Raw genomic sequence first — 22,467 nt, forward strand, 5'->3', positions numbered from 1 at the left:
ACCTTCCGGGGCGTCAGGGGACGTCGCGGCCGGCGGCCGGGACGGGTTCGGGGGAGCCGGGCACCCCGGGCAGGCCGGGGGTGACCGCGACGGCGGCCGGGTCGACCCGGTCCGGCGTCGGGACTGCGGAGCCGGGCAGCGCCGCGGCCGCCGAGCCGGTGGCCACGGCGCGCCGCAGCCGGTCGGCGGCGGGCGCGCCGGCGAGGTCGGCGAGCAGGTGGCCGGCCAGGCTGGAGTCGCCGGCGCCGACGGTGCTGCGGACGGCGATCTGCGGCGCGCGGGCCGACCAGACCTCGCCGGCCGCGGTGGACAGGACGGCGCCGTCGCCGCCCAGGGTCAGCAGCACCTCGGCGACGCCGCCGTCGTGCAGCCGCGCGACCGCGGCCGACAGCGCCGCCGGGTCGGCCAGCAGCTCGGCCTCGCTCGTGCCGGTGACCTGCGCGAGCTCCTCGGCGTTGGGCTTGAGCAGGTCGGGAGCGGCGTCCGGGCCCGCGGCGAGCAGGGCGCGCAGCGGCGCCTCGGAGGTGTCGACGGCGACCCGGGCGCCGGTGCCGCGGACGGCGCGGACCAGGTCGGCGTACCAGTCCTCGGGCGTGCCCGGGGGCAGCGAGCCGGACAGCACCACCCAGGCGGCGCCCTCGGCGGCGGCGACCAGCGCGCCGGTGAGCGCGGCGCGCACCGCGGCGTCCAGCGTGGTTCCCGGCTCGTTGAGCTTGGTGGTCGTCCCGTCGGGCTCGGTGAGCGAGTAGTTGGTGCGCACCGGCGCGCCGGTGGGGACGGTGACCAGCGGCAGCGCCAGCGCCGACAGCGCGGCGACCAGGGGGTCCCCGGCGTCGGCCGGCACGACGGCGACGACGTCGGCCCCGGCCGCGGCGAGCGCGCGGGCCACGTTGACGCCCTTGCCGCCGGGCTCGGTGACGCTGGCGCCGAGCCGCGCGACCTCGCCGCGGGCCAGCGCGCCGGGCAGCGCCAGCGTGCGGTCGAGGCTGGGGTTGGCGGTGAGCGTGACGACCCGGCCCCGTCGCGGAGCGGCGCTCACGCGACCACGACCTCGACGCCGGCGTCTTCCAGCCGCTCGACGTCGGCCGGGTCGGCGCCGCCGTCGGTGACCACGACGTCGACGTCGTCGAGCGCGGCGAAGCGGACGAGGTGCTCGCGGCCGATCTTGCTGCTGTCGGCGAGCACCACCACGCGCTGGCCGGCGGCGACCATCGCCCGCTTGACCGAGGCCTCCGCCTCGTCGGGGGTGGTCAGGCCGTGGCCGGGGGTGATGCCGTTGGTGCCGAGGAAGGCGACGTCGGCGCGCAGGTCGGCGAGCGCGCGCACGGGGGACTCGCCGACGGCGCACTGGGTCAGCCCGCGCACGCGGCCCCCGAGCACGTGCAGCGTGATCCCGGGGGCGGTGGCGAGGCGGGCGGCGATCGGCACCGAGTTGGTGGCGACGAACAGGCCGCGGTCGCCCGGCAGCACCTCGGCCAGCGCGGCGGTGCTGCTGCCGCCGTCGAGCAGGACGCTGCCCCCTGCGGCGGGCAGCAGGTCGGCCGCGGCCGCCGCGATCTTGCGCTTGGCCTCCGCGTGGGTGGCGTTGCGCTCGACGAGCGCCGTCTCCACGAGGGTCAGCGCGCCGCTCGGCACCGCGCCCCCGTGCACCCGGCGCAGCACGCCGGCCCGCTCGAGGACGGCGAGGTCGCGGCGCACCGTCTCGGTGGTCACGCCGAACTGCTCGGCCACCGCGGTGACCGCGATGCGGCCCTGCTCGGTGACGAGCGTGGCGATCGCCTGCTGGCGCTCCTCGGCGTACACCATCCACCTCCTCCGTCGGCCGGATCCCCGGTCTCGGTCGCCCGAACATGTGGTAACCGGCTTGTGTCTCTGTGGTTCTACGTTGGTTACGTTGACAAGTCAACAGGGATTCGTGAGTCTGGTCACCGACGGACGACGGCGTCCCCAGCTCATCCCCGACGTGGAGGTCCGCATGTCCAGCACCACCACCAGCCGCGCCACCACCCCGCTGACCGGCACGCCCGTCGTCCCCGGGGTCGTCCTCGGCCCGGTCGTGCGCCCGGCCGGCGCGGTGCGCCTGCCCGACGCGGCGTCCGCGGAGACGCTGCCCGAGGCCGCGCGCGAGGAGGAGCGGGCGCGCTTCACCGCCGCCGCGGACGCGGTCGCCGGCCGGCTGGCGGCGCGGGCCGCGGCCGCCACCGGGATGACCGCGGAGGTGCTGTCGGCGACCGCGGGGCTGGCGCGTGACCGCGGCCTGCTGGGCGCCGTCGAGCAGCGGATCGCCACCGGGGTCCCGGCCGCGGTGGCCACCGTGCAGGCCGCCCAGCAGTTCGTCGACGTCTTCACCTCACTGGGCGGCGTCATGGCCGAGCGGGTCACCGACGTGCGCGACGTGCGCGACCGCGTCGTCGCCGAGCTGACCGGTCAGGGCGAGCCCGGAGCGCCGGCCCCCGACACCCCGTCGGTCCTGCTCGCCGACGACCTCGCGCCCGCCGACACCGCGGGCCTCGACCCGGCACGCATCCTGGGCCTCGCCACCCGGCTGGGCGGCACGACCAGCCACACCGCCATCATCGCCCGCCAGCTCAACCTGCCCCTGGTCGTCGCGGTCGAGGGCCTCGACGCCGTCCCCGAGGGCGCCACCGTGCTGCTCGACGCCGAGGAGGGCACGGTCACCGTCGACCCGGAGCCGTCGTCCGCCGGTGCCCAGGTGGAGGCCGCCCGCCGCGCCGCCGAGGCGCTGGCCGGCTACCGCGGCCCGGCCGCCACCCGCGACGGTGTCGCCGTCCCCGTCTACGCCAACGTGCAGGACGGCGCCGGCACGCGCGCGGCGATGGCCGCCCACGCCGAGGGGGTGGGCCTGTTCCGCACCGAGCTCGCGTTCCTCGGCCGCGCCGCCGAGCCGACCGTCGAGGAGCAGGCGGCCGGCTACGCCGAGGTGTTCGAGGCCGCCGCGGGCCGCCGCGTGGTGCTGCGCACCCTCGACGCCGGCTCGGACAAGCCGCTGGAGTTCGCGACGCCGCCGGAGGAGGCCAACCCCGCCCTCGGCGTGCGGGGCCTGCGGGTGGCCCGCCGCGACCCGGGGCTGCTCGACCGCCAGCTCGACGCCGTCGCCGAGGCCGCCCGCCGCACCGGCAGCACGCCGTGGGTGATGGCGCCGATGGTGGCCACCGTCGGGGAGGCCGTGGACTTCGCCGCGCGCGTGCGCGACCGCGGCCTGGTGCCCGGGATCATGGTCGAGGTGCCGTCGGTGGCGCTGCTGGCCGACCGGTTCCTGCAGCACGTCGACTTCCTGTCGATCGGCACCAACGACCTGTCGCAGTACGCGCTGGCCGCCGACCGGCTCTCCGCCGACCTCGCCGACCTGACCGACCCCTGGCAGCCGGCGCTGCTCGCGCTGGTGGCGGCCACCGCGGCCGCGGGCCGCCGCGCGGGCAAGCCGGTCGGCGTCTGCGGTGAGGCGGCGGCCGACCCGCTGCTGGCCTGCGTGCTCGCCGGACTCGGCGTCACCTCGCTGTCGTGCGCCGCGCCGGCCGTGGCCGGGGTCGGTGCCCGGCTGGCCGCCGTCGACTCCGCGGCCTGCCGGGAGGCGGCCGACGCCGCGCTCGCCGCGGACGACCCGCGGGCCGCGCGCGCCGCGGCCCGCGCCGCGCTCACCCGGGGCTGAGCCGTCGGGCGGGTGGCCGGGAGGCCGCCCGCCCCACCCTCAGGGTGAACGATCGTCGGAGATGTGACGACGCTCCCTACGGATCGTCGGAATGATGTGGCCCGTGCCTGCTTTACTACAGGTGCACCCCCACACCGGCACCGAAAGAGGAGACGACGAGATGTCGATCACGACCACCTGGCGGCAGCGTCGGCAGGCGGCTCGTACGCGGCGCGCGCTGGACCGTGCGCTCGCGCGCAGCAGCAGCCCGGCGATGCGCGACGAGCTGCTCACGATGGCCAACAGCAGCGCGTTCCACACCCGCGACTTCTGACGCGCGGCGTCCCCCGGAGGGACGCGATCCGCACGGCCCCGGTCTGCCCCGCAGCCCGGGGCCGACTGCTGTCCGGGGGCGCCCGGGCCGTCCTCTCGGGGACCTCCGGCCGGCCTCCCCCCTTCGGGTCGGCGGCTCAACCGGCCCGCGCGTCGTGCCGATGACCCGCCCGTGACGGGAGCGCACGGGGAGCCGGGGGAGCAGCGGGGCGGCGGGACGGGCCCCGCGGCCGAGGAGGCCCGCGAGACGTCGGGCGCCACGACCGGGCTCGTGCTGTCCTTCGTCCGCGCGCACGCCGGCGAGGCGGGGGTGGAGGAGCTGCTGCGGCGGGCGGGCGTGCCGTTCAGCGCGGCCGAGCTGAGCCTCCCGTCGACCTGGACGAGCTACGACACCCGCATCCGGCTGTTCACCGCGGCGACCGAGGTGCTCGGCGACCCCGGCGTGATGTTCCGCGTGGGCGCGGAGTCGCTGCGTGCGGGCCTCAACGCGAGCGTGGTCGTGCTGGTGCGCGCCCTCGGGTCCCCGCGGCAGGTCTACGCGAGGCTCCCGCGCGCGGTCGCCAACTTCTCCACCACCTCCACGATGGAGGTGCTCGACGCCGACGCCACCTCGGCCACCCTCCGCTACCGGCTGCACGAGGGCCACGTGCACTCGCGGCTGGACTGCGACTACGCCCGGGGCCTGATCACCATGGTCCCCACCGTCTTCGGGCTGGCCCCCGCGCGCGTCGTGCACGAGGAGTGCGAGTCCGACGGGCACCCCGCCTGCGTCTACTCCCTGTCCTGGGACCGGCGGTCGCGGCTGCCGTGGCGCCGCCGCGCCGGAACCGACCCCGAGCTCGCCGCCCTGCGCGACCAGGTGCGGGCCCTGCAGTCCGCGGCCACCGACCTCGTCGACGGCGAGGACCTGGGCACCGTCCTCCCGCGCATCGTCGAGCGCGCCGCCGCGGCCGTCCTGGCGCCCGCCTACCTGCTCGCCGTCGCCTCACCGCACGGCGGCGCCCCCCTCGTGCACAGCGCCGGCCTCCCCGCGGCGGAGGTCCCGGGTCTCACCGCCCGCCTGCTCACCGGGGAGGACCTCGGCCCGGGCTCCGTCGCCGTCGACGTCGCCTCCGCGCGGCGCACCCACGGCCGGCTGGCCGCTCTCGGCCGGGCCGACGGCGGCCTGGGCGACGAGCGGGCCATGCTCGCCGCCTACGCCGGTCACGCGGCCGCCGCCCTCGACCTGGTGATGGCGCTGGAGACCAGCCGTGCCGAAGCCCGGCGCGCGGGCGCGCTCCTGGACCTGGCCCACGGCCTGGCGCAGGCCGCCGAGGCGCCCGCGGTCGCCGACGTCGTCGCCCGCGCGCTCCCCAGCATCGTCGGGTGCGGCAGCTCCGGCGTGTTGCTGTGGGACCCCGCGGGGGCGGTGCTCCGGGCGGCGGCGTGCGACGGGCTCGCGCCCGCCCAGGAGCGGGTGCTGCGCGCGGCCGACCTGCGCGCCGCCGACGTCCCCGAGCTGTTCGCCATGCTCACCGACCGCGAGCCCCGCGTCCTCACCGCGCGGGGGTCCAGCGCGCCGATGCGGGAGCTGCTCACCGCGCTGGACCTCACCGACGTCGTCGCCCTGCCGCTGCAGGCCGGCGCCACCTTCCTCGGCGTGGTCACCGCCAGCTGGGCCGCCGGCCAGACCGCCGACGCCCTCGACGGCGAGGTGCTCACCCGCCTGCGCGGCGTCGGAGACCAGGCCTCGACGGCGCTGCAGAAGGCCCGGCTGCTGGAGACCGTGCGCCACCAGGCCACGCACGACGCGCTGACCGGGCTGCCCAACCGGGTGCTCTTCCGCGACCGGCTGGTCGAGGCGCTCGCCGCCTCCCCGGCCGGCGGTCACGTCGCCGTGCTGTTCAGCGACCTCGACCGGTTCAAGGCGGTCAACGACGGCCTCGGCCACGCCGCCGGCGACGAGCTGCTCCGTCAGGTGTCGGCCCGGCTGCGCGCCGCCGTCCGGCCCGGCGACACGATCGGCCGGCTCAGCGGCGACGAGTTCGCCGTCCTGGTGCCCCGGCTGGCCGGGCCGGGCGCCGCCGACGGCGTGGTCGCCCGGGTCGCCGCGGCGTTCGGCGAGCCGTTCCGGCTCGACGGCATCCCGGTCGACGTCGGCACGAGCACCGGCGTGGCCGTGCACTCCGGGGTGGCCGCCGACCCGCACGCGGTGGCCGAGCGGCTGCTGCGCGAGGCCGACGCGGCGATGTACCGCACCAAGCACCGCGACCGGCCGCCGGCGCCGGAGCCCCGCTCGGCGACCTGAGGGGTCAGTCGCGCAGCCGGGCCCGCAGGGCGGCCTGCTCGTCGGGGCCGAAGCCGTGCTCGGTGAGCCAGCCCAGCGGCCCGCCGTGCCGCTCGTGCAGGATCTCCAGCAGCCGCCGCATCGTCTCCGCGCGCGGGGTGTGGCTCGCGACGTCGCGCCGGGTCATGTCCTCGGCGTAGGTCGGCGAGCTCCGCAGCTTGGCCACCAGCGCCTCGATGACCTCGGCGGTCAGCGCGTAGTCGGCGACGATCTCCTCCTCGGGCACCCCGGCCGCGGCCAGGGTGAACATGACGACGACGCCGGTGCGGTCCTTGCCCGCTGCGCAGTGGACCACCGCCGCGCCCTCGCCGCCGGCGATCACCCGCAGCGCGGCCAGGACGTTCTCCGGCCGGTGGTGCAGGTAGCCGAGGTAGGCGCGCACGGCCGGCGGCTCCACCTCGTCGGCCTCGGTGGTCTGCCGCGGCAGCAGCGTCTCCACCCAGTCGGCGGGGAGCTCCGGGAGGTCGTCCTCCTCGACGGCGAAGACGTCGGTGTGGCGGCCCTTCTCCGGCAGCAGGCTCAGGTGCCGGTGCGTGACGCCCTCCACCGAGCGCAGCGGCCCCCGGCCCTCGAGCAGCACCTCCGCGGTGGTGCGCAGGTCGATCACGTCGCGCAGCGGCAGCTCGGCCAGCCGGCGCAGGTCGTCGTCGCTGAGGGTCTGCAGGTTGTCGCTGCGCAGCACCCGGCCCGGCAGCGTCCGCCGGCCGTCGGTGGTCGGCAGGCCGCCGAGGTCGCGCGTGTTGGTGGTGCCGTCGAGTCGCAGCCAGCGGTCGGGGTGCGGTGAGCTCACGCCCCGACGGTAGAGCGCGCCCCGAGGAGGGCGTCGCAGACCTCGACGAGCCGCCGCCGCAGGGGCGCGGCGCGCTCGGCGAACCCGCGCTGCGCGGCCACGTACTCCGCCTTGCCCTCCGGCGTCTCGATCCGCACCGGCGCGTAGCCGCGGTCGGCGAGGTCGTAGGGGGAGGCCCGCATGTCCAGCTCGCGCACCTCGACGGCCAGGGCGAAGCAGTCGGCCAGCAGCTCGCCGGGCACCGCGGGGGAGAGCTTGTAGGCCCACTTGTAGAGGTCCATCGTGGCGTGCAGGCAGCCCGGCTGCTCCATCGCGACCTGCGTCTCCCGCGTCGGCCGCAGCCGGTTGAGGCCGACGGCGTCCGGGGTGAAGAAGCGGAACGCGTCGAAGTGGCTGCACCGCACGGGGTGGGACTCCACGACGGCGTCGGTGCCCGCCCGGCCCAGCCGCAGCGGCACCGCGTGCCGGCGCTCGTCGGCGCGGTAGACCATCGCCCACTCGTGCAGGCCGAGGCAGCCGGTCTGCGCCGGCCGCGCCGCGGTGGCCGCCAGCAGGTCGCGGACGAACCGCACGGTGTCGCCGCGGTCGGCGAGGTACGCGGCGACGTCGAGGGTCACCGCGCCGTCGTCGCCGGTGGCGTACCAGCGCCAGGCCGCGTGCGGGGCGGGACCGCCGTCGGGCGCCAGGGCGACGCCGGGGCCCGGGTGCCAGCGGCGCAGCCGGCTCGGCGTCTCGGAGTAGTAGGTGAACAGGAAGTCGAGCACCGGGTGGCTCTCGCCGCGCCGGCGGCGCTCGCGGTGCGGGGCGGTCCAGCGCTCGACGCGGGCGTCGTGGGCCGCGGCGCGCGCCGTCCACTCCGCCGCGGGCAGCAGGACGGCGACGGGCACCCGACCAGGGTAGGAGGGCCGCCGGCCTCCGCTGACGTGCGGCCGGTGTGCCTCCGCGGCGCGCGGGTGCACCGTCGGTGCACGTCCCGGTGTCGCGGCGGACGCCCGGTGTCAGGACCCGTCGGCCGCGGTCAGCCGGTGCAGCCGCAGTGCCAGCTGCACCTCCAGCGCCCGCTCGGGCGAGGACCAGCCCCGCCCGAGCAGCCGGCCCACCCGGTCCAGCCGCTGGGTGACCGTGTTGACGTGCACGTTGAGCGCCTCGGCGGCCCGCGCCGGCGAGCCGCCGGTGTCGAACCACGCCCGCAGCGTGGCCACCAGGTCGGTGCCGCGGCGGGCGTCGTAGTCGAGCACCGGGGCCAGCGTCGCCTGCACGAAGCCCGGCACGTCGCGGCCCTCGCCCACCAGCAGGCCGACGAAGCCGAGCTCCCCGGCGCTCGCCGACTGCCCGTCGCGGCTCAGCGCCAGCAGCGTCGACGCGCAGCGCGCCGCCTCCGCCGCCGCGGCGGCCACCGCGGCCGGGCCCGGCACCGGGCCGGCGCCGCCCGCGGTCACCGGCCGTCCCACGGCCGCGGCGACCTCCCGCCGCGCCAGCGCCGCCGCCTCGCCCGCCTCCAGGTCCGGCAGGCACAGCACCACCCGGCCGTCGCGGACGCCGGCCAGCCCCGCCCGGGTGGCGGCCAGGTGCCCGGCCGCGGCCAGCGCGCGCCCGCGGCAGCGCTCCTCCACCCGGACGACGACGACCGCGAGCGGGCGGTCGAGGTCGGTGCCCAGCCGCCGCGCCCGCTCGCGCAGCCCCTCGGGGTCGCGCAGCGGCACGGTGAGCAGCTCGTCGAGCAGCTCGCCGCGCACCCGGCCCTCGGCCTCGCTGGCCGTCCGCCGGATGAGCAGCAGCAGGGCGGTGACCAGCGCGGCGCGCTCGAGGATCCGCCGGTCGCCCTCGGCGAGGTCGCCGTCGCGCTGCAGCACCAGGCCGCCGAGCAGGTCGCTGCCCACGGTGACGGCGGCGGTCCACCACCCGCCGTCGCCCACCGTGCGCCCGGTCGAGCGGGCCAGCGCCAGCGCGCCGGCGGGATCCGGCGGCAGCGCGCCGTCGTCGCCGGAGGTCGGGCGGCCCTCCTCGTCGAGCACGGTGATCCGCCCGCCGAGCGCCTCGGTCACCGCCGCCGCCACGTCCTCCACGCCGCCGCCGCGCAGCACCAGGTCGATGAACCGGTCGTGCGCCCCGGCCGCCCGCTCCACCGACTCGGTGTGCGCCCGCAGCTCCCGGGTCGCCGCGGACAGCTCCTCGAGCGCCGTGCGGGTCTCCTCCAGCAGCCGGGCGTTGTCGATCGCGATCGCGGCGTGCGCCGCGAGCGACCCGAGCAGCGCCACCTCGGAGCGGTCGAAGGTGCGCTCGGTGCGGTCGGCGGCGTAGAGGACGCCGATCACCTGCGATCCGCGGATCAACGGGACGCCGAGGATGGCGACCAGGCCCTCCTCGCGCACGCCGTTGTTGATCGCGTCGGTGTGGTGGAACCGGGAGTCGGTGAAGTAGCTCGCCGTCGAGTAGGGCGCGGCCGTCTGCGCCACCAGCCCGCCGAGGCCCGCGCCCATCGGCAGCCGCAGCGCCTGGAACCGCGCCGACACCGACCCGTCGGTCACCCGCATGTAGGTGTCGCCGCGGGCGTCGTCGTTGAGGGTCAGGTAGGAGACGTCGGTGCCGAGCAGCTGCCGGGCCCGCCGCACGATCGCGGTGAGCACCGAGTCGACGCCGCGCAGCGTGGCCAGGTCGCTGGCCGTGTCGAACAGCGCCGAGAGCTCCGACTCGCGCCGCCGCCGGGCGGCGAACGCGGCCCGCACCTGCAGCGCCAGCAGCCGCACCCGCTCGAGCTCGGCCAGGCTCTCGGGGTCGGCGCCGCCCGAGCGGGCGCGCACCAGCGGGCCCTCGTACTCGATCGCGGCGGCGTCGTCGAGGACGAGCTGCAGGTACTCGGCGGCCGCGGAGGGCACCCGCGGCGGCGGGCCGGCGCCGTCGGCGGGCAGCGCTGTGGTCCGGGTCACGTGCGGCATCCTGCCCGGCCGCCTCGTCAGTGGGCGGTCCACCCGCCGTCCATCCGCAGCGACGTGCCGGTGACCGAGGCCGCGGCCGGCGAGCAGAGCCAGGCGACGGCGTCGGCCACCTCGGCGGGCTCGATCAGCCGCTTGAGCGCGGCCGGGGCGAGCATCACCTGCTCGACCACCTCGTCCTCGGAGATCCCGTGCGAGCGCGCCTGGTCGGCGATCTGCCCCTCGACCAGCGGCGTGCGCACGTAGGCCGGGGCCACGCAGTTCGACGTGACTCCGTGCGCCGCGCCCTCCAGCGCCACCACCTTCGACAGGCCCTCCAGCGCGTGCTTGGCCGTGACGTAGGCGGACTTGTACGGCGAGGCGCGGTGGCCGTGCACGGAGCTCACGTTGACCACCCGGCCCCAGCCGCGCGCGTACATGTGCGGCAGCGCGCCGCGGACCAGCCGGAACGGCGTCTCCACCATCAGCCGCAGGATGGTGGCGAAGACGTCGGGCGGGAACTCGTGCAGCGGCGCCACGTGCTGGAAGCCGGCGTTGTTGACGAGCACGTCGACGTCGAGGTCCAGCGCGTCGACGGCGGCGAGGTCGGTCAGGTCGACGGCGACCGCGGTGCCGCCCACCTCGGCCGCGACCCGCCCGGCCGCCGCGGCGTCCCGGTCGGCGACGACGACCGCCGCGCCGGCCTCCGCCAGCCGGGCCGCGACCGCCCGGCCGATGCCCGAGGCGCCGCCCGTCACGAGCGCCCGCCGTCCCGCCAGGTCCTGCGCAGCCATGGCGGCGAGGGTAGGACCGCACCGCCGCGACTCCCACGGCTCGCGGCCACACACTCGGCGCTGCCTCGGTGGTGTCCGGCCACACCGGGTATCCGGTGCCCCGCCACCGGTCGTCGCCGCGAGTGCATGGGCCCGGACCACATGAACCAGGTCACAGGACTGTCCTCGGGCACATGGGCGGAACGCGATCAGCTTCCTAGCGTCGGGACGACCGGACCCCGACGTCCCCCCAGGAGACCCCGCATGACCGCACCCCGAGAGCGAGGGCGCTTCGGCCGCGTCGTCGGCGCGAGCATCATCGGCACCACCGTCGAGTGGTACGACTTCTTCCTCTACGGCTCGGCCGCCGCGCTCGTCTTCGGCCCGCTGTTCTTCCCCGACTCGTCCGACTTCGCCGGCGTGCTGCTGGCGTTCGGCACGTACGCGATCGGCTTCGCCGCCCGCCCGATCGGCGCCCTGGTCTTCGGCCACTACGGCGACCGGATGGGCCGCAAGAAGCTGCTCGTCGTCTCGCTGCTGATGATGGGCGGCGCCACCTTCGCCATCGGACTGCTGCCCACCTACGCCACGGTGGGCGCGCTCGCGCCGCTGCTGCTGGTGTTCCTCCGCCTCGTGCAGGGCTTCGCGCTCGGCGGCGAGTGGGGCGGCGCGGTGCTCATCGTGTCCGAGCACGGGCGCCCCGAGCACCGCGGCTTCTGGGCGTCCTGGCCGCAGGCCGGCGCCCCGGCCGGGCAGCTGCTGTCCACCGCGGTGCTCGCGCTGCTCGCGGCCTTCCAGTCCGACGCGGCGTTCGAGGCCTGGGGCTGGCGCATCCCGTTCCTGCTCTCGGCCGTGCTCATCCTCGTCGGCCTGTGGGTGCGGCTGGCGGTCAGCGAGTCGCCGGTGTTCCTCGAGGCCCAGCGGGCCGCCGAGGCGCGGGCGCGCGAGACCGGTGCCGCCGAGCAGGCGCCGATCGCCGTCGTCCTCGCGCGCTACAAGCGGGAGGTCCTGGTGGCCATGGGCGCCCGGATCGCGGAGAACGTGTCCTTCTACGTGCTGACGGCGTTCACGACGGCGTACCTCACCCAGGCGCTGGGCCTGGACTCCTCGTTCGCCCTCAACGCGCTGCTCGTCGCCTCGGCGGTGCACCTGGTGACCATCCCGCTGTGGGGCGCGCTGTCCGACCGGGTCGGCCGCCGGCCGGTCTACCTGCTCGGCGCCGCCGGGACCGGGGTGTGGGCGTTCGCCCTGTTCGAGCTCTACGAGACCGGGAGCTTCTGGCTGGTCGTGCTCGCCCTCGTCGTCGGCTTCCTGTTCCACGGCGCCATGTACGGGCCGCAGGCGGCGTTCTTCGCCGAGCTGTTCGGCACCAAGGCCCGCTACACCGGCGTCTCCGTGGGCGCGCAGCTCGCCTCGGTCATCGCCGGCGCCCCCGCGCCGCTGATCGCCGTCGCGCTGCTCGGCAGCTTCTCCGAGCCCACCCCGGGCCGGGTCTCGCTGTACGTGGCCGCCTGCGCCGTCGTCACCCTGGTCGCCGTCCTCTCCTACGGCGAGACGCGGGTGCGCGACCTCGGCGCCGACGACGCCGTCGCCTCCACTGGGGAGCGCCGCACCGCCGCCGTCTGACACCCGGTCCACGAGCCCCCCATGACACGCGTCACGGGGGGCCCGTGCGCGCCCGGCGCCAGGTCGTGAGAGACGGCACCCGCGCCGGGCCTGCGCCGGCGGGAGCGTGGGGACGTGCCCCGGAGGACCGGCCGACCAGCGGCCGGCGGGGCACGAGGAGGAGGCCCCGTGCCGCTCACCCACCCGGCTCCCGTCCCGGCCGCGACCGGCCGTGCCGCCCCCGTCGTGGAGGTCACCGACCTGCGCCGCCGCTACGGCGACGTCGAGGCCGTCCGGGGCATCAGCTTCGAGGTCCACCCCGGCGAGGTGTTCGCCCTGCTCGGCGTCAACGGCGCCGGCAAGACCTCCGCCCTCGAGGTGCTCGAGGGCCTGGCGCCGGCGTCCGGCGGGACGGTGCGCGTCGTCGGCGCCGACCCGGTCCGGGAGCGCGCCGCCGTCCGCCCGCACCTCGGCGTCCTGCTGCAGACCAGCGGCCTGCCCGCCGACCTCACCGTCCGCGAGACCGTCGCGATGTGGGCGGCCACCCTCACCGGCCCGCGCCCGGTCGAGGAGGCGCTGGCGCAGGTGGACCTCACCGGCCGCGCCGACGTCCGCGTCCGCAGCCTCTCCGGCGGCGAGCGACGCCGCCTGGACCTCACCCTCGCGCTGCTCGGCTCCCCGCGGGTGATCGTCCTCGACGAGCCCACCACGGGCCTGGACCCGGAGAGCCGGCGCACCGTCTGGGCGCTGGTCCGGCAGCGCGTGGCCGAGGGTGCCGCCGTCGTGCTCACCACGCACCACCTCGAGGAGGCCGAGGAGCTCGCCGACCGCATCGCGGTCATGCGGGCCGGCCGGATCGTGCTGTCCGGGACGGCCGCCGAGATCGCCGCCACCCAGCCGGCCACCATCCGCTTCACCCTGCCCGACGGCGCCGCGCCGCTGCCCGCCGTCCCCGGGGCCGAGGTCGTCTCGGACGGCCCGCGGGTGGAGCTGCACACCCGCGCGCTGCAGCCGGTGCTCACCCGCCTGCTCGTGGAGGCCGCCGAGCGCGGCGTCGTCCTCGGCGGGCTGCAGGCCCGCGCGGCCTCCCTCGAGCAGGCCTTCCTCGCCGTCGCCGACGGCGCCGACCCCTCCTGACCCCCGCCCCCGAGAGGAGCCCCGATGACCGCCGCCACCGTCCCCGCCCCGTCCCGTCCCGCGCCGTCCCGGCTGCGCCGCACGCTGGCGCTGGCCGGCGCCGAGACCCGGCTGCTGCTGCGCAACCGCACCGCCGTCGTCAACTCGCTGCTGCTGCCGCTGTTCTTCGTCGCGCTCGTCCCGCTCACCGACATCGGCGGCGAGGGCGCGCTCGGTCCCCGCCTGGTGGTGACCTCCCTCGGCGTGACGCTGGTCTTCCTGACCTACTACAACCTGGTCACCACGTTCGTCGCCCGCCGCGAGGAGCTGGTGCTGCAGCGGATGCGCAGCGGCGAGCTCAGCGGCGCGGAGGTGCTGCTCGGCACCGCCGTCCCGACGCTGCTGGTCACCGTCGCCCAGGTCGTGCTCGTGCTGGCCGGCAGCGCGGTGATCGGCGAGTGGGCGGCGCCGGTCGACGTCGTGCTGCCGCTGCTCGCCCTGCTCGGCGGGACCGCGCTGATGACGCTGCTCGCCGTGGCCAGCACGTCGTTCACCCGCACCCCGGAGTCCGCGCAGATCACCACGCTGCCGCTGGTGCTCGTGGCCACCGCGGCCTCGGGCCTGCTGTACCCGCTCGACGTCTTCCCCGACCGCGTCGCCGAGGTGCTGCGGTTCACCCCGGTGGAGCCGGTCGTGGAGCTCGCCCGCCTGGGTCTGGCCGGGCAGACCTGGGACGGGCAGGCCGTCGACTGGGCCGGTGCCTGGGCGGCCGCGCCGCAGCCCCTGCTGGTGCTCGGCGCCTGGATCGCCGTCGCCGCGTCGGTGTCCCGCCAGGTGTTCCGGTGGGCCCCGCGCCGGTGAGCGACCCCGCCCGTGACGGTCGGTACGGCAGCATGGGCGCCGTGCCGACCGTCGCACGCTGGTGGCGCAGCCGCAGCGACCCCCAGCGGATCGAGCTCTACACCCGGTGGTCGTACTACTCCTTCCTCGCCGCGCTGCCGCTGTTCGGCCTCCTCGCCGTGGCCTCGGACTGGACCGGTGCCCCGCGCTGGCTGGAGCTGCTGCTCCTCGCCGCCACCCTGGCGACGACGGCGGCCGCCGTGCAGCTGAGCCGGCGCGGGTTCGCCGACCGCGCCGCCGGCCCCGACCGGGTGGCGCTCGCGGTCGCGGTCCTCGCCGGCCTGGTCGTCGTCGGCGTGGTCGTGGTCGGCGCCGCGGGGACGGCGAGCGGGCCCTCGCCCGCGGTGCCCTGGGCGGCCGGGTTCGTCGGCGCCGAGGTGCTGCTCGCGCTGTCGGTCACCGTCGCCACCCGCCGTCTGGTGGCCGGCGCCGCCGGGGTCACGGTCCTCACCGCCGTCGGCGCGCTGCTCGACGGCAGCGCGGTGCCGGCCGCCGTGGTCGGCGCGGTCTCGATCGGGGTGGCGGTGGCCGCGACGACCCTGGCCTTCCGGTTCTCCGTCTGGATCCTCGACGTCGTCGTCGAGATGGACCGCAGTCGCGGCGTGCAGCTGCAGCTCGCCGTCGCCGAGGAGCGGCTGCGCTTCGCCCGCGACCTGCACGACGTCATGGGCCGCAACCTCTCGGCGATCGCGGTGAAGAGCCAGCTGGCCGGCGAGCTCGTGCGCCGCGGCCGGCCCGGCGCCGCCGACGAGGTGGCCGACATCAGCCGGATCGCCGAGGAGTCGCTGCGCGAGGTGCGCGACGTCGTCCGCGGCTACCGCTCCACCGACCTGGCCGGCGAGCTCGCCGGTGCCCGCTCGGTGCTGCGCGCCGCCGGCATCGCCTGCACCGTGCGCGGCGAGGAGGCCGGCACCAGGCTGCCGACGGCGGCGCAGGCGGCGCTGGGCTGGGTGGTGCGCGAGGCGGTCACCAACGTGCTGCGGCACAGCTCGGCCGGCACCTGCACCATCACCCTCGTCCCCGGCGACCCGGTGGAGCTGCGGGTGGAGAACGACGGCGTCACCGGCGCCGGGGCGGACTGGGGCAGCGGGCTGCGCGGCCTGGCCGAGCGGCTGACGGCGGCGTCCGGGCAGCTGTCGGCCGGGCCGGTGGGCGAGCGGTTCGTCGTCGTGGCCCGGGTGCCGGCGCGCGTGCCGGCCGTGGAGGAGGTGCCGTGATCCGCGTGCTGCTCGCCGACGACGAGAACCTCATCCGCTCGGCGCTGGCGGCCCTGCTGGCGCTGGAGGACGACCTGGAGGTGGTCGCGCAGGCGGCGTCGGGCGACGAGGCGCTGGCGATGGCCCGCCGTCACACGCCCGACGTCGCGGTGCTCGACCTGCAGATGCCCGACCTCGACGGCATCTCCGTCGCCGCCCAGCTGCAGGGCCTGGTGCCCGGCTGCGCGGTCGTGATCGTCACCGGGCACGGGCGGGCCGGGCACCTCAAGCGGGCGCTCACCGCGGGCGTGCGCGGGTTCCTGCCCAAGACCGTGCCCGCTGCGGTGCTCACCGACGTCGTGCGCACCGTGGCGGGCGGCGGCCGCTACGTCGACCCCGAGCTCGCCGCCGAGGCGATCAGTGCGGGGGACAGCCCGCTGACGCCGCGCGAGGCCGACGTGCTGGAGCTGGCCGCCGGCGGGGCGCCGGTCGAGGAGATCGCCGCGCGGGCGCACCTGTCACCGGGGACGGTGCGCAACCACCTGTCCTCGGCGGCGGGCAAGCTCGGCGCGGCCAACCGGCACGTCGCCGTCGAGGTCGCCCGCCGCCACGGCTGGATCTGAGCTGCGCTCAGCCGGCCTGGTTGCCGCCGCGCACGACCGAGTCGTCGCGCTGCGCCTCGGCGTCGGTGGTGAGGGTGACGTCGGCCTCGCCGCCGTCGGAGCGGTCCTCGCCGGGCACGCCGTCGACCATGTTCGACTCGGTCGGCCCGTCGGTGGTGTCGGGGGACTCCCCGTAGCCGCTGTGGTCGGTCTCGCTCATCTGGTCCTCCTCAGGAACGGGGGGTGGGGCCCTCGACCTCGCCGGAGGCGTCGCCGCCCCGGGCGCGGGCGACGTCGCTGTCCGCGCGGGCCGGCAGGTCGTCGCCCGCGGCCGCGTCGCGCTCGAGCGCGTCCTCGCGCGTCAGGGGCACGTCCTCGAAGGACGAGCCGCTGTCGCTGTTGTCGCCGGTCCCCGACGCGGTGGGGACGTCCTGCTGGATGCGGTCGCTGCCCTGCGGGTCGGTCACGGGGAGGGGCATGCCCGCCGTCGTCCCCCCGAAACGGCCCGGCCCCGGCTGCCGGCCTCGCCGTGTGGTGCCCGACCCCACCCCGCAGCGCGAGGTCGGGCACCATGCCGCGAGGCCGGGCCCACACGGCGGCCCCACACGACGACGGCCGCCGCCCCCGGGTGGGGACGGCGGCCATCTCGGTGAGGTGCTGGAACGGCCCGCCTGCAGGGGCCCGCCGCGAGCGTGCGAGCGGTGGGGGGCAGGCGGGTCCTCCTAGAACGCGGCCTCGGGGATCTCCATCAGCGCGTTGTCGGTGGCCTCGGCGATGGCCCGCTCCGCGGTGAGCTTCGGCAGCACCTGGGTGCAGAAGAAGCGCGTGGCGGCGAGCTTGCCCTCGTAGAACAGGCGGTCCTTCTCGCCCACCTCGCCGGCGAGGGCGGCGAGGGCCACCTCCGACTGGCGCACGAGCAGCCAGGCGGTGACCAGGTCACCGGCGGCCAGCAGCAGCCGCGAGGTGTTCTGGGCGACCCGGTAGACGTTGGCCATGTCCTCCTGCGCGGCCGTGAGCTGGCCGAACATCGCGGTGAGCATGCCCTGGACGTCGGCGAGGGCGGTGGCCAGCAGCGCCCGCTCCTCCTTGAGCCGGCCGTTGCCCACCTCGGCGTCGATCGTGGCCTGGATCTGCGAGGCCAGCCAGGTCAGCGCGACGCCGCCGTCCTTGACGATCTTCCGGAAGAAGAAGTCCTGGCCCTGGATCGCCGTCGTGCCCTCGTAGAGGGTGTCGATCTTGGAGTCGCGGATGTACTGCTCGATCGGGTAGTCCTGCAGGAAGCCCGACCCGCCGAGGGTCTGCAGCGACTCCTGGGTGAGCAGCTGGGTGGCCCGCTCGGAGCCGTACCCCTTGACCACCGGCAGCAGCAGGTCGTTGACGCGGGCGGCCAGCCGCGCCTCCTCGCTGTCCGCGGTGCCGGCGGCCTCGGCCTCGGTCACCTGGTCGCGGAAGCTCGCGGTGTAGAGGTACAGCGCCCGCATGCCCTCGGCGTGCGCCTTCTGCAGCATCAGCGAGCGGCGCACGTCGGGGTGGTGGGTGATCGTCACCCGCGGGGCGTCCTTCGACGTCGCGGTGAGGTCGGCGCCCTGCACCCGCTCCTTCGCGAAGGCCAGGGCCTGCTGGTAACCGGCCGACAGGGTGGCGATCGCCTTGGTGCCCACGAACATCCGGGCGTGCTCGATGACCTTGAACATCTGCGCGATGCCGTCGTGCACCTCGCCGACCAGCCAGCCCTTGGCGGGCACCGGCCCGTCGCCGAAGGTGAGCTCGCAGGTCGTGGAGACCTTGAGGCCCATCTTCTTCTCGACGTTGGTCACGTACACGCCGTTGCGCTCGCCGAGGGCGCCGGTCTCGAGGTCGACGTGGAACTTGGGGACGACGAACAGCGACAGGCCCTTGGTACCCGGCTTCGCGCCCTCGGGGCGGGCCAGCACGAGGTGGACGATGTTGTCGGAGAGGTCGTGCTCGGCGGAGGTGATGAACCGCTTGACGCCGGTGACGTGCCAGGAGCCGTCGTCCTGGCGCACCGCCTTCGTACGGCCGGCGCCGACGTCGGAGCCCGCGTCGGGCTCGGTGAGCACCATGGTGGCGCCCCACTTGTGCTCGAGCATCAGCTCGGCCATGCGCTTCTGGTCGGGGGTGCCGAGCTCGTGCAGGACGGCGGCGAAGGCGGCCCATGAGCCGTACATGAAGACGGCGGGGTTGGCGCCGAGCACCATCTCGAAGGCGCCCCACGTCAGGGCGTGCGGGGCGCCGAAGCCACCGAGGTGCTCGGGCAGGTCGAGGCGGTACCACTCGCCGTCCTCGATCGCGCGCACCGACCGCTTGAAGCTCTCGGGCAGCGTCACCGAGGAGGTGGCCGGGTCGAACACCGGCGGGTTGCGGTCGGCGTCGGTGAAGCTCTCGGCGATCGGGCCCTCGGCCAGCCGGCGGATCTCGGCGAGCACACCGCGCGCCGTCTCGGCGTCCATCTGCTCGAACGGGCCGGTGCCGAACCGGTCCTTGGTGTCGAGGAACTCGAACAGGTTGAACTCGAGGTCCCGCAGGTTCGCGGTGTAGTGGCTCATGCGGTGTCGCTCCCGTGCTCCGTGCCGGTGGGCGGCGGCAGGTGTGCCTACTCGCCGGTAACGAACGTTATTACCGGCGGGTAACCAGGAGCAAGGGCGCGGCCCGGGACACGCCCGCAGGGGTCAGAGCGGGGTGTCCCGGGCCGTCGGCGCCGGGGAGGAGGCCCGGCGGGCTAGGAGGTGCCGGGCGGGCCCGGCGGGGGTCAGCGGTTGCGGCGTCGGGCGGCCAGCACCGCGCCCAGCAGGGCGGCGAACAGGGCGCCGAGCCCAGCAGCGATGAGCAGCGCCACCACCAGGGGCGCGCGGACGTCGGTGAAGACCAGGCTGATCGGCACCGTCTCGCCGTTGAACACGATGAACAGCACCAGGACCACCGTGACGGCGATGAGCAGGGCCAGCGCCAGGCCACGGCCGATGGTGCGGCCGGCGGACCCGGCGCGGGAGGGCCGCGGGGCCGGGGTGGTGCCGCCGGACGTGCCACCCGACGTGGCGGCCGGGGTGCCGGCCGTCGGGCCGGAGGCGGTCGTCCCGTAGCCGGTGGCGAAGGGATCGGTGCCCGGCGCGGAGGGCCGGGGCTCGGCGGGCGTTCCGGGAGCGGTCACGCCCGACGGTCTGTCCGCTGGAGGCCCCGCTCAAACGGCCGGCACCCCGCCGGGGGAGCTCAGTCCCGGTGCGCCGCCGGCTCCGTCTCCGCGGGCGGCCAGGACGGGCCGGCCGCGCCGTCGGCCGGGCCGGTGGCCTCCGGGCCGTCGGAGTCCGGGGCCGGCGGGCCCGACGTGTCGCTGCCGAGGGGGCCGACCGAGCGCGGGGAGTCCGGCTCGGGCATCTTCTGCTCGCGCGTGCTCACCGGCCCGAGTCTGCGCGCGCCCCGTGGCGACGGCGACCCGGGCGGCTCAGTCGTCGAGCGCGGGGCCGGCCTCGTGCGCCGGGTGCCCGGCCGTGCGCTCGCGCTGCTTCATCCGCGCCTCGAACACGTGCCGGTCCCCGCCGGAGAGCTCCGTGCGGGCCCGCTCGTCGAAGTCGCGGAACGCCGACCAGTAGGACGCGTCGTAGTCCTCGACGATCTGGAAGGTCCAGCGGTCGGCGATGACGTTGCGGCCGACGAGGTCGCGGTCGAGGTCGTCGGCGAGCTGCGTGTGGCCGGCCTCGCGGAACTTCTCGACGGCCTCCTGCAGCAGCCGGTCGGCCTTGCCGGAGTGCTGGTGGAAGCCGTAGAGCTGGCCGCGGGCCTGTTCGATGGTCTCCAGGGCCTCGGAGAGCTTGCCCAGCCCCTCGACGGTCGTGTCGTCGAGGTCGGGACGGGTGCGGTCGGTCACCGGCTCATCCTGCGGGTCCACGGACACGTCTGCCCGGCGAGCGGGGTGCGCTCGCCGGGCAGTCGCCGCGGGGGGAGGAGGGGCCGGAGGGCCCCCGCCGACGCGGGTCAGGCGGCGTCGCCGGCCGCGGAGCGGGCGGTGGCGATGTCGATCAGCCGCTCGGCGAGGTCGCGGCCGTGGGAGGCCGGGCCGTCGGGGCCGAGCAGGCCGCCGGAGAGGTACATGCCGTCGATGATCAGGTGGACCTGCGCGGCGAGGTCCTCACCGACGCCGGGGGCCACCTCCTCGGCCAGCCGCTCCAGCCGGGCGTGCAGCTCGAACTTGTAGTCGGCGGCCGCGCTGCGGGCGGGGTGCTGCGGGTCGTCGTACTCGCTGCTCACGTTCGTGAAGGGGCAGCCGCGGAAGCCGGCGCGGGTGACGTCGGCCTGCACCGAGTCGACGACGGCGAGCAGCGCGGCGCGCGGGTCCGGCGCGAGGTAGAGCAGCTCGTCGATGTGGCCGAGCACCGTGGCGGCCTTGCGGGCGAGGTACGCGCCGACGAGCTCGTCCTTGCTCTTGAACAGCCGGTAGACGGTCATCTTGCCCAGACCGGTCTCGCGGACGAGCTCGTCCATGCCCACGCTGCGGGAGCTGCGGGCGGCGAACAGGCGCTCGGCGGTGTCCAGGACGATGGCCTCCCGCTCCGCGCGGCTGCGGCGGACCGGGGCCGGGCTGTCGGCGTCGGCGAGGGAGAGGGCGGCGGTCACGACGGCGACTCTGCCGCCTCCCGTGACGGATCAGTTCGCGGCACGCCGGACCCCCGGCACGGGTGATCCCACTGGGGTCCCGAGAGGCGAACGCGCAGGTCGGGACGCCGGTGCCGGGTGGGACCGCTGTGACGAACCGGTTCCGGGACCGGAGTGGCCGGAGGTGCCGCGCGGGTCAGGCGCGGCGGGTCCGGCGGGGGTTGGCGAGCAGCCGTACGACGCGCTCGGCGGCGGCCTGCGCCGTCGTCGCGGGCTCTCCGGTGGGCTCGCCGGGGGTCTCGTGCGCCGGCCGGTCCTCGTGCTGGGTGTCCTCCATGAGGCCCAGCCTGCCCGAGCCGCCGGACCCGGAAACAGGCCCTGAGCTGCGCGGACCCCCAGCGGGTGAGGTGATCCACGTCACCCCGGGACCCGTCCGGCCCGGGGACCGGACGGGTCCGTCCGGCGTCAGCTGCCGGGGGTGTCGGCGGGGCCGTCGCCCATCGGCTGACCCTCCGCGGGGTCCTCGGCGCGGGGCGTGCGGCCGTCGTCGTCGGGCTGCTCGCCGGCGGGGTCGCCCTCCGCGCGCTCCGGCGAGCGTGGCGGCCGTTCGGGCTCGGTCACGGCGTCCTCCTCGGGTCCGTCCTGGTGGTCGAGGGGGCCTTGCCCAGCCCGGCCCGCCGCCGAACCCCCGTCGACCTCGCTCGCCCCGACCTCCTGCGCCCCGGGCACCCGCGACAGCAGCGCGCGCACCGCGGCGGCGTCGGGCAGGCCCCCGCGCGCGCCGGGGCCCGTCGTCGACAGCGCCGCCGCGGCCACCGCCTCGCGCACGGCGCCGGGCAGGTCGTCGCCCCGGGCGAGGGCGGCGCCGAGGGCGCCGGTGAAGCAGTCGCCGGCGCCGGTGGTGTCCACGGCGCGCACCGGTGGCGGCGCCTGCAGCAGCGCCGGGCCCCCCGCCGGCACGACCAGCGCGCCGCGCGCGCCGAGGGTGACCACGGTGGCCGCGACGCCGAGGCCGCGGGCCAGCTCCGCGAGCTCGGCGGGCGTGCGCCCGGCCGGGCCGGCGCCGGCCAGCTGCACGAGCTCGTGCTCGTTGGGCACCAGCACGTCCACCCGCCGCAGCAGCTCCTCCGGCAGCGGCCGGGGCGGCGCCGGGGTGAGCACCACGGTGCCGGACGCGGCGTCCGCGGCGGCCCGCACCGCCTCGAGCGGCACCTCGAGCTGCAGGAGGACGACGTCGGCGCCGCGCACCGCCGGCACGTCGACGTCGGCGGGGGCCAGGGCGGCGTTGGCGCCTGGCACGACGACGATGAGGTTCTCGCCGCTGCCGTCCTCCACGGGGATGGTGGCCGAGCCGGTCGGCGTCCCCGGCGTCGCGAGCACCCCCGCGGTGTCCACGCCCGCCTCCCGCAGCGCGGCCACCTGACGCCCGCCCGCGGGGTCCTCGCCCACGCGCCCGACCATGGCGACCCCCGTGCCGGAGAGCCGGCCCGCGGCCGCCGCCTGGTTGGCGCCCTTGCCGCCCGGGGCGAGCGCGGCGTCGCGGCCGACGACGGTCTCGCCGCGCCCGGGCAGCCGCTCGACGGCGACCAGCACGTCCTCGTTCAGGCTGCCGACGACGGTGACGGACACGGGCGACCTCCGGGTGCGGGCGGGGCCC

The 22,467-nt window shown here is 77.0% G+C and carries 23 protein-coding genes; 8 read left to right on the forward strand and 15 right to left on the reverse strand.

The features are described 5' to 3' along the window. Window positions 1-13: 13 nt before the first annotated feature. Together BUE37_RS14455 and BUE37_RS14460 are read right to left on the reverse strand one after the other, a co-directional pair. Window positions 14-1,039 carry a 1-phosphofructokinase family hexose kinase gene (locus tag BUE37_RS14455; protein WP_073420987.1) on the reverse strand — a complete coding sequence of 342 codons (1,026 nt, stop codon included), beginning with the start codon at window positions 1,037-1,039 and terminating at the stop codon, window positions 14-16. Beyond that, window positions 1,036-1,806, reverse strand: a complete 771-nt coding sequence (locus BUE37_RS14460) for a DeoR/GlpR family DNA-binding transcription regulator (protein ID WP_245794614.1) — start codon at window positions 1,804-1,806, stop codon at window positions 1,036-1,038. The genes BUE37_RS14455 and BUE37_RS14460 overlap by 4 nt, the downstream gene beginning before the upstream one ends. Window positions 1,807-1,975: 169 nt before the next feature. Between BUE37_RS14460 and BUE37_RS14465 the strand changes: the two genes are divergently transcribed. From BUE37_RS14465 to BUE37_RS14470, 3 genes are all read left to right on the forward strand, one after another. Then, window positions 1,976-3,670, forward strand: coding sequence for a putative PEP-binding protein (locus tag BUE37_RS14465; RefSeq protein WP_073421879.1), 1,695 nt, complete (start codon window positions 1,976-1,978; stop codon window positions 3,668-3,670). Window positions 3,671-3,830: 160 nt separating this feature from the next. Next, entirely contained in the window at window positions 3,831-3,983 is a 153-nt protein-coding gene (locus BUE37_RS23905; RefSeq protein WP_175562895.1) for a hypothetical protein, read from the forward strand. A gap of 171 nt (window positions 3,984-4,154) precedes the next feature. Next, window positions 4,155-6,269 carry a diguanylate cyclase domain-containing protein gene (locus tag BUE37_RS14470; RefSeq protein WP_083628702.1) on the forward strand — a complete coding sequence of 705 codons (2,115 nt, stop codon included), beginning with the start codon at window positions 4,155-4,157 and terminating at the stop codon, window positions 6,267-6,269. A gap of 4 nt (window positions 6,270-6,273) precedes the next feature. Here the strand turns inward: BUE37_RS14470 and BUE37_RS14475 are convergent, their stop codons facing one another. The 4 genes from BUE37_RS14475 to BUE37_RS14490 form a co-directional block, all read right to left on the reverse strand. Continuing rightward, window positions 6,274-7,098 carry a tyrosine-protein phosphatase gene (locus BUE37_RS14475; RefSeq protein WP_073420988.1) on the reverse strand — a complete coding sequence of 275 codons (825 nt, stop codon included), beginning with the start codon at window positions 7,096-7,098 and terminating at the stop codon, window positions 6,274-6,276. Next, window positions 7,095-7,985 carry a 3-methyladenine DNA glycosylase gene (locus tag BUE37_RS14480; protein WP_073420989.1) on the reverse strand — a complete coding sequence of 297 codons (891 nt, stop codon included), beginning with the start codon at window positions 7,983-7,985 and terminating at the stop codon, window positions 7,095-7,097. The genes BUE37_RS14475 and BUE37_RS14480 overlap by 4 nt, the downstream gene beginning before the upstream one ends. A gap of 111 nt (window positions 7,986-8,096) precedes the next feature. Further along, complete coding sequence (locus BUE37_RS14485; RefSeq protein WP_073420990.1) at window positions 8,097-10,034, reverse strand: helix-turn-helix domain-containing protein; 1,938 nt, start codon at window positions 10,032-10,034, stop codon at window positions 8,097-8,099. Between the two features lie 17 nt (window positions 10,035-10,051). Further along, entirely contained in the window at window positions 10,052-10,804 is a 753-nt protein-coding gene (locus tag BUE37_RS14490) for a 3-hydroxybutyrate dehydrogenase (RefSeq protein WP_073420991.1), read from the reverse strand. A 243-nt stretch (window positions 10,805-11,047) separates the two neighbouring features. Here BUE37_RS14490 and BUE37_RS14495 point away from each other — a divergent pair, with 243 nt between their 5' ends. From BUE37_RS14495 to BUE37_RS14515, 5 genes are all read left to right on the forward strand, one after another. Further along, on the forward strand, window positions 11,048-12,409 hold the full coding sequence (locus BUE37_RS14495; protein WP_073420992.1) for an MFS transporter: 1,362 nt from the start codon (window positions 11,048-11,050) through the stop codon (window positions 12,407-12,409). A gap of 168 nt (window positions 12,410-12,577) precedes the next feature. Next, window positions 12,578-13,525: an ABC transporter ATP-binding protein gene (locus tag BUE37_RS14500; RefSeq protein WP_083628703.1), complete on the forward strand. Its 948-nt coding sequence runs from the start codon at window positions 12,578-12,580 to the stop codon at window positions 13,523-13,525. Between the two features lie 24 nt (window positions 13,526-13,549). Next, entirely contained in the window at window positions 13,550-14,365 is an 816-nt protein-coding gene (locus BUE37_RS14505; protein WP_073420993.1) for an ABC transporter permease, read from the forward strand. Window positions 14,366-14,406: 41 nt separating this feature from the next. Next, window positions 14,407-15,621 (forward strand): sensor histidine kinase, encoded by a 1,215-nt coding sequence (locus tag BUE37_RS14510; protein ID WP_139252994.1) that lies wholly within the window; start codon window positions 14,407-14,409, stop codon window positions 15,619-15,621. Further along, the gene (locus tag BUE37_RS14515) at window positions 15,618-16,223 is read left to right on the forward strand and encodes a response regulator transcription factor (RefSeq protein WP_073420994.1); all 606 of its coding nucleotides are present in this window, start codon (window positions 15,618-15,620) and stop codon (window positions 16,221-16,223) included. The genes BUE37_RS14510 and BUE37_RS14515 overlap by 4 nt, the downstream gene beginning before the upstream one ends. Before the next feature lie 7 nt (window positions 16,224-16,230). Here BUE37_RS14515 and BUE37_RS14520 read toward each other — a convergent pair whose 3' ends face one another. The 9 genes from BUE37_RS14520 to BUE37_RS14555 all read right to left on the reverse strand — a co-directional run bounded on the left by BUE37_RS14520 (window position 16,231) and on the right by BUE37_RS14555 (window position 22,439). Beyond that, window positions 16,231-16,422 carry a hypothetical protein gene (locus BUE37_RS14520; protein WP_073420995.1) on the reverse strand — a complete coding sequence of 64 codons (192 nt, stop codon included), beginning with the start codon at window positions 16,420-16,422 and terminating at the stop codon, window positions 16,231-16,233. Between the two features lie 10 nt (window positions 16,423-16,432). Beyond that, window positions 16,433-16,681, reverse strand: a complete 249-nt coding sequence (locus BUE37_RS14525; protein ID WP_245794615.1) for a hypothetical protein — start codon at window positions 16,679-16,681, stop codon at window positions 16,433-16,435. A 243-nt stretch (window positions 16,682-16,924) separates the two neighbouring features. Then, the gene (locus BUE37_RS14530; RefSeq protein WP_073420996.1) at window positions 16,925-18,769 is read right to left on the reverse strand and encodes an acyl-CoA dehydrogenase; all 1,845 of its coding nucleotides are present in this window, start codon (window positions 18,767-18,769) and stop codon (window positions 16,925-16,927) included. A 203-nt stretch (window positions 18,770-18,972) separates the two neighbouring features. Further along, complete coding sequence (locus tag BUE37_RS14535; RefSeq protein ID WP_073420997.1) at window positions 18,973-19,371, reverse strand: lipopolysaccharide assembly protein LapA domain-containing protein; 399 nt, start codon at window positions 19,369-19,371, stop codon at window positions 18,973-18,975. A gap of 59 nt (window positions 19,372-19,430) precedes the next feature. Beyond that, complete coding sequence (locus BUE37_RS14540) at window positions 19,431-19,616, reverse strand: hypothetical protein (protein WP_073420998.1); 186 nt, start codon at window positions 19,614-19,616, stop codon at window positions 19,431-19,433. A gap of 46 nt (window positions 19,617-19,662) precedes the next feature. Next, window positions 19,663-20,085: a hypothetical protein gene (locus tag BUE37_RS14545; protein ID WP_073420999.1), complete on the reverse strand. Its 423-nt coding sequence runs from the start codon at window positions 20,083-20,085 to the stop codon at window positions 19,663-19,665. A 107-nt stretch (window positions 20,086-20,192) separates the two neighbouring features. Then, window positions 20,193-20,831, reverse strand: a complete 639-nt coding sequence (locus BUE37_RS14550) for a TetR/AcrR family transcriptional regulator (RefSeq protein ID WP_073421000.1) — start codon at window positions 20,829-20,831, stop codon at window positions 20,193-20,195. A 175-nt stretch (window positions 20,832-21,006) separates the two neighbouring features. After that, on the reverse strand, window positions 21,007-21,147 hold the full coding sequence (locus BUE37_RS23910) for a hypothetical protein (RefSeq protein ID WP_175562896.1): 141 nt from the start codon (window positions 21,145-21,147) through the stop codon (window positions 21,007-21,009). Between the two features lie 128 nt (window positions 21,148-21,275). Beyond that, window positions 21,276-22,439 carry a ribokinase gene (locus tag BUE37_RS14555; RefSeq protein ID WP_083628705.1) on the reverse strand — a complete coding sequence of 388 codons (1,164 nt, stop codon included), beginning with the start codon at window positions 22,437-22,439 and terminating at the stop codon, window positions 21,276-21,278. Window positions 22,440-22,467: the final 28 nt, after the last annotated feature.

Origin of the sequence: Geodermatophilus nigrescens (assembly GCF_900129495.1) — a bacterium.
GTDB lineage: Bacteria > Actinomycetota > Actinomycetes > Mycobacteriales > Geodermatophilaceae > Geodermatophilus > Geodermatophilus nigrescens.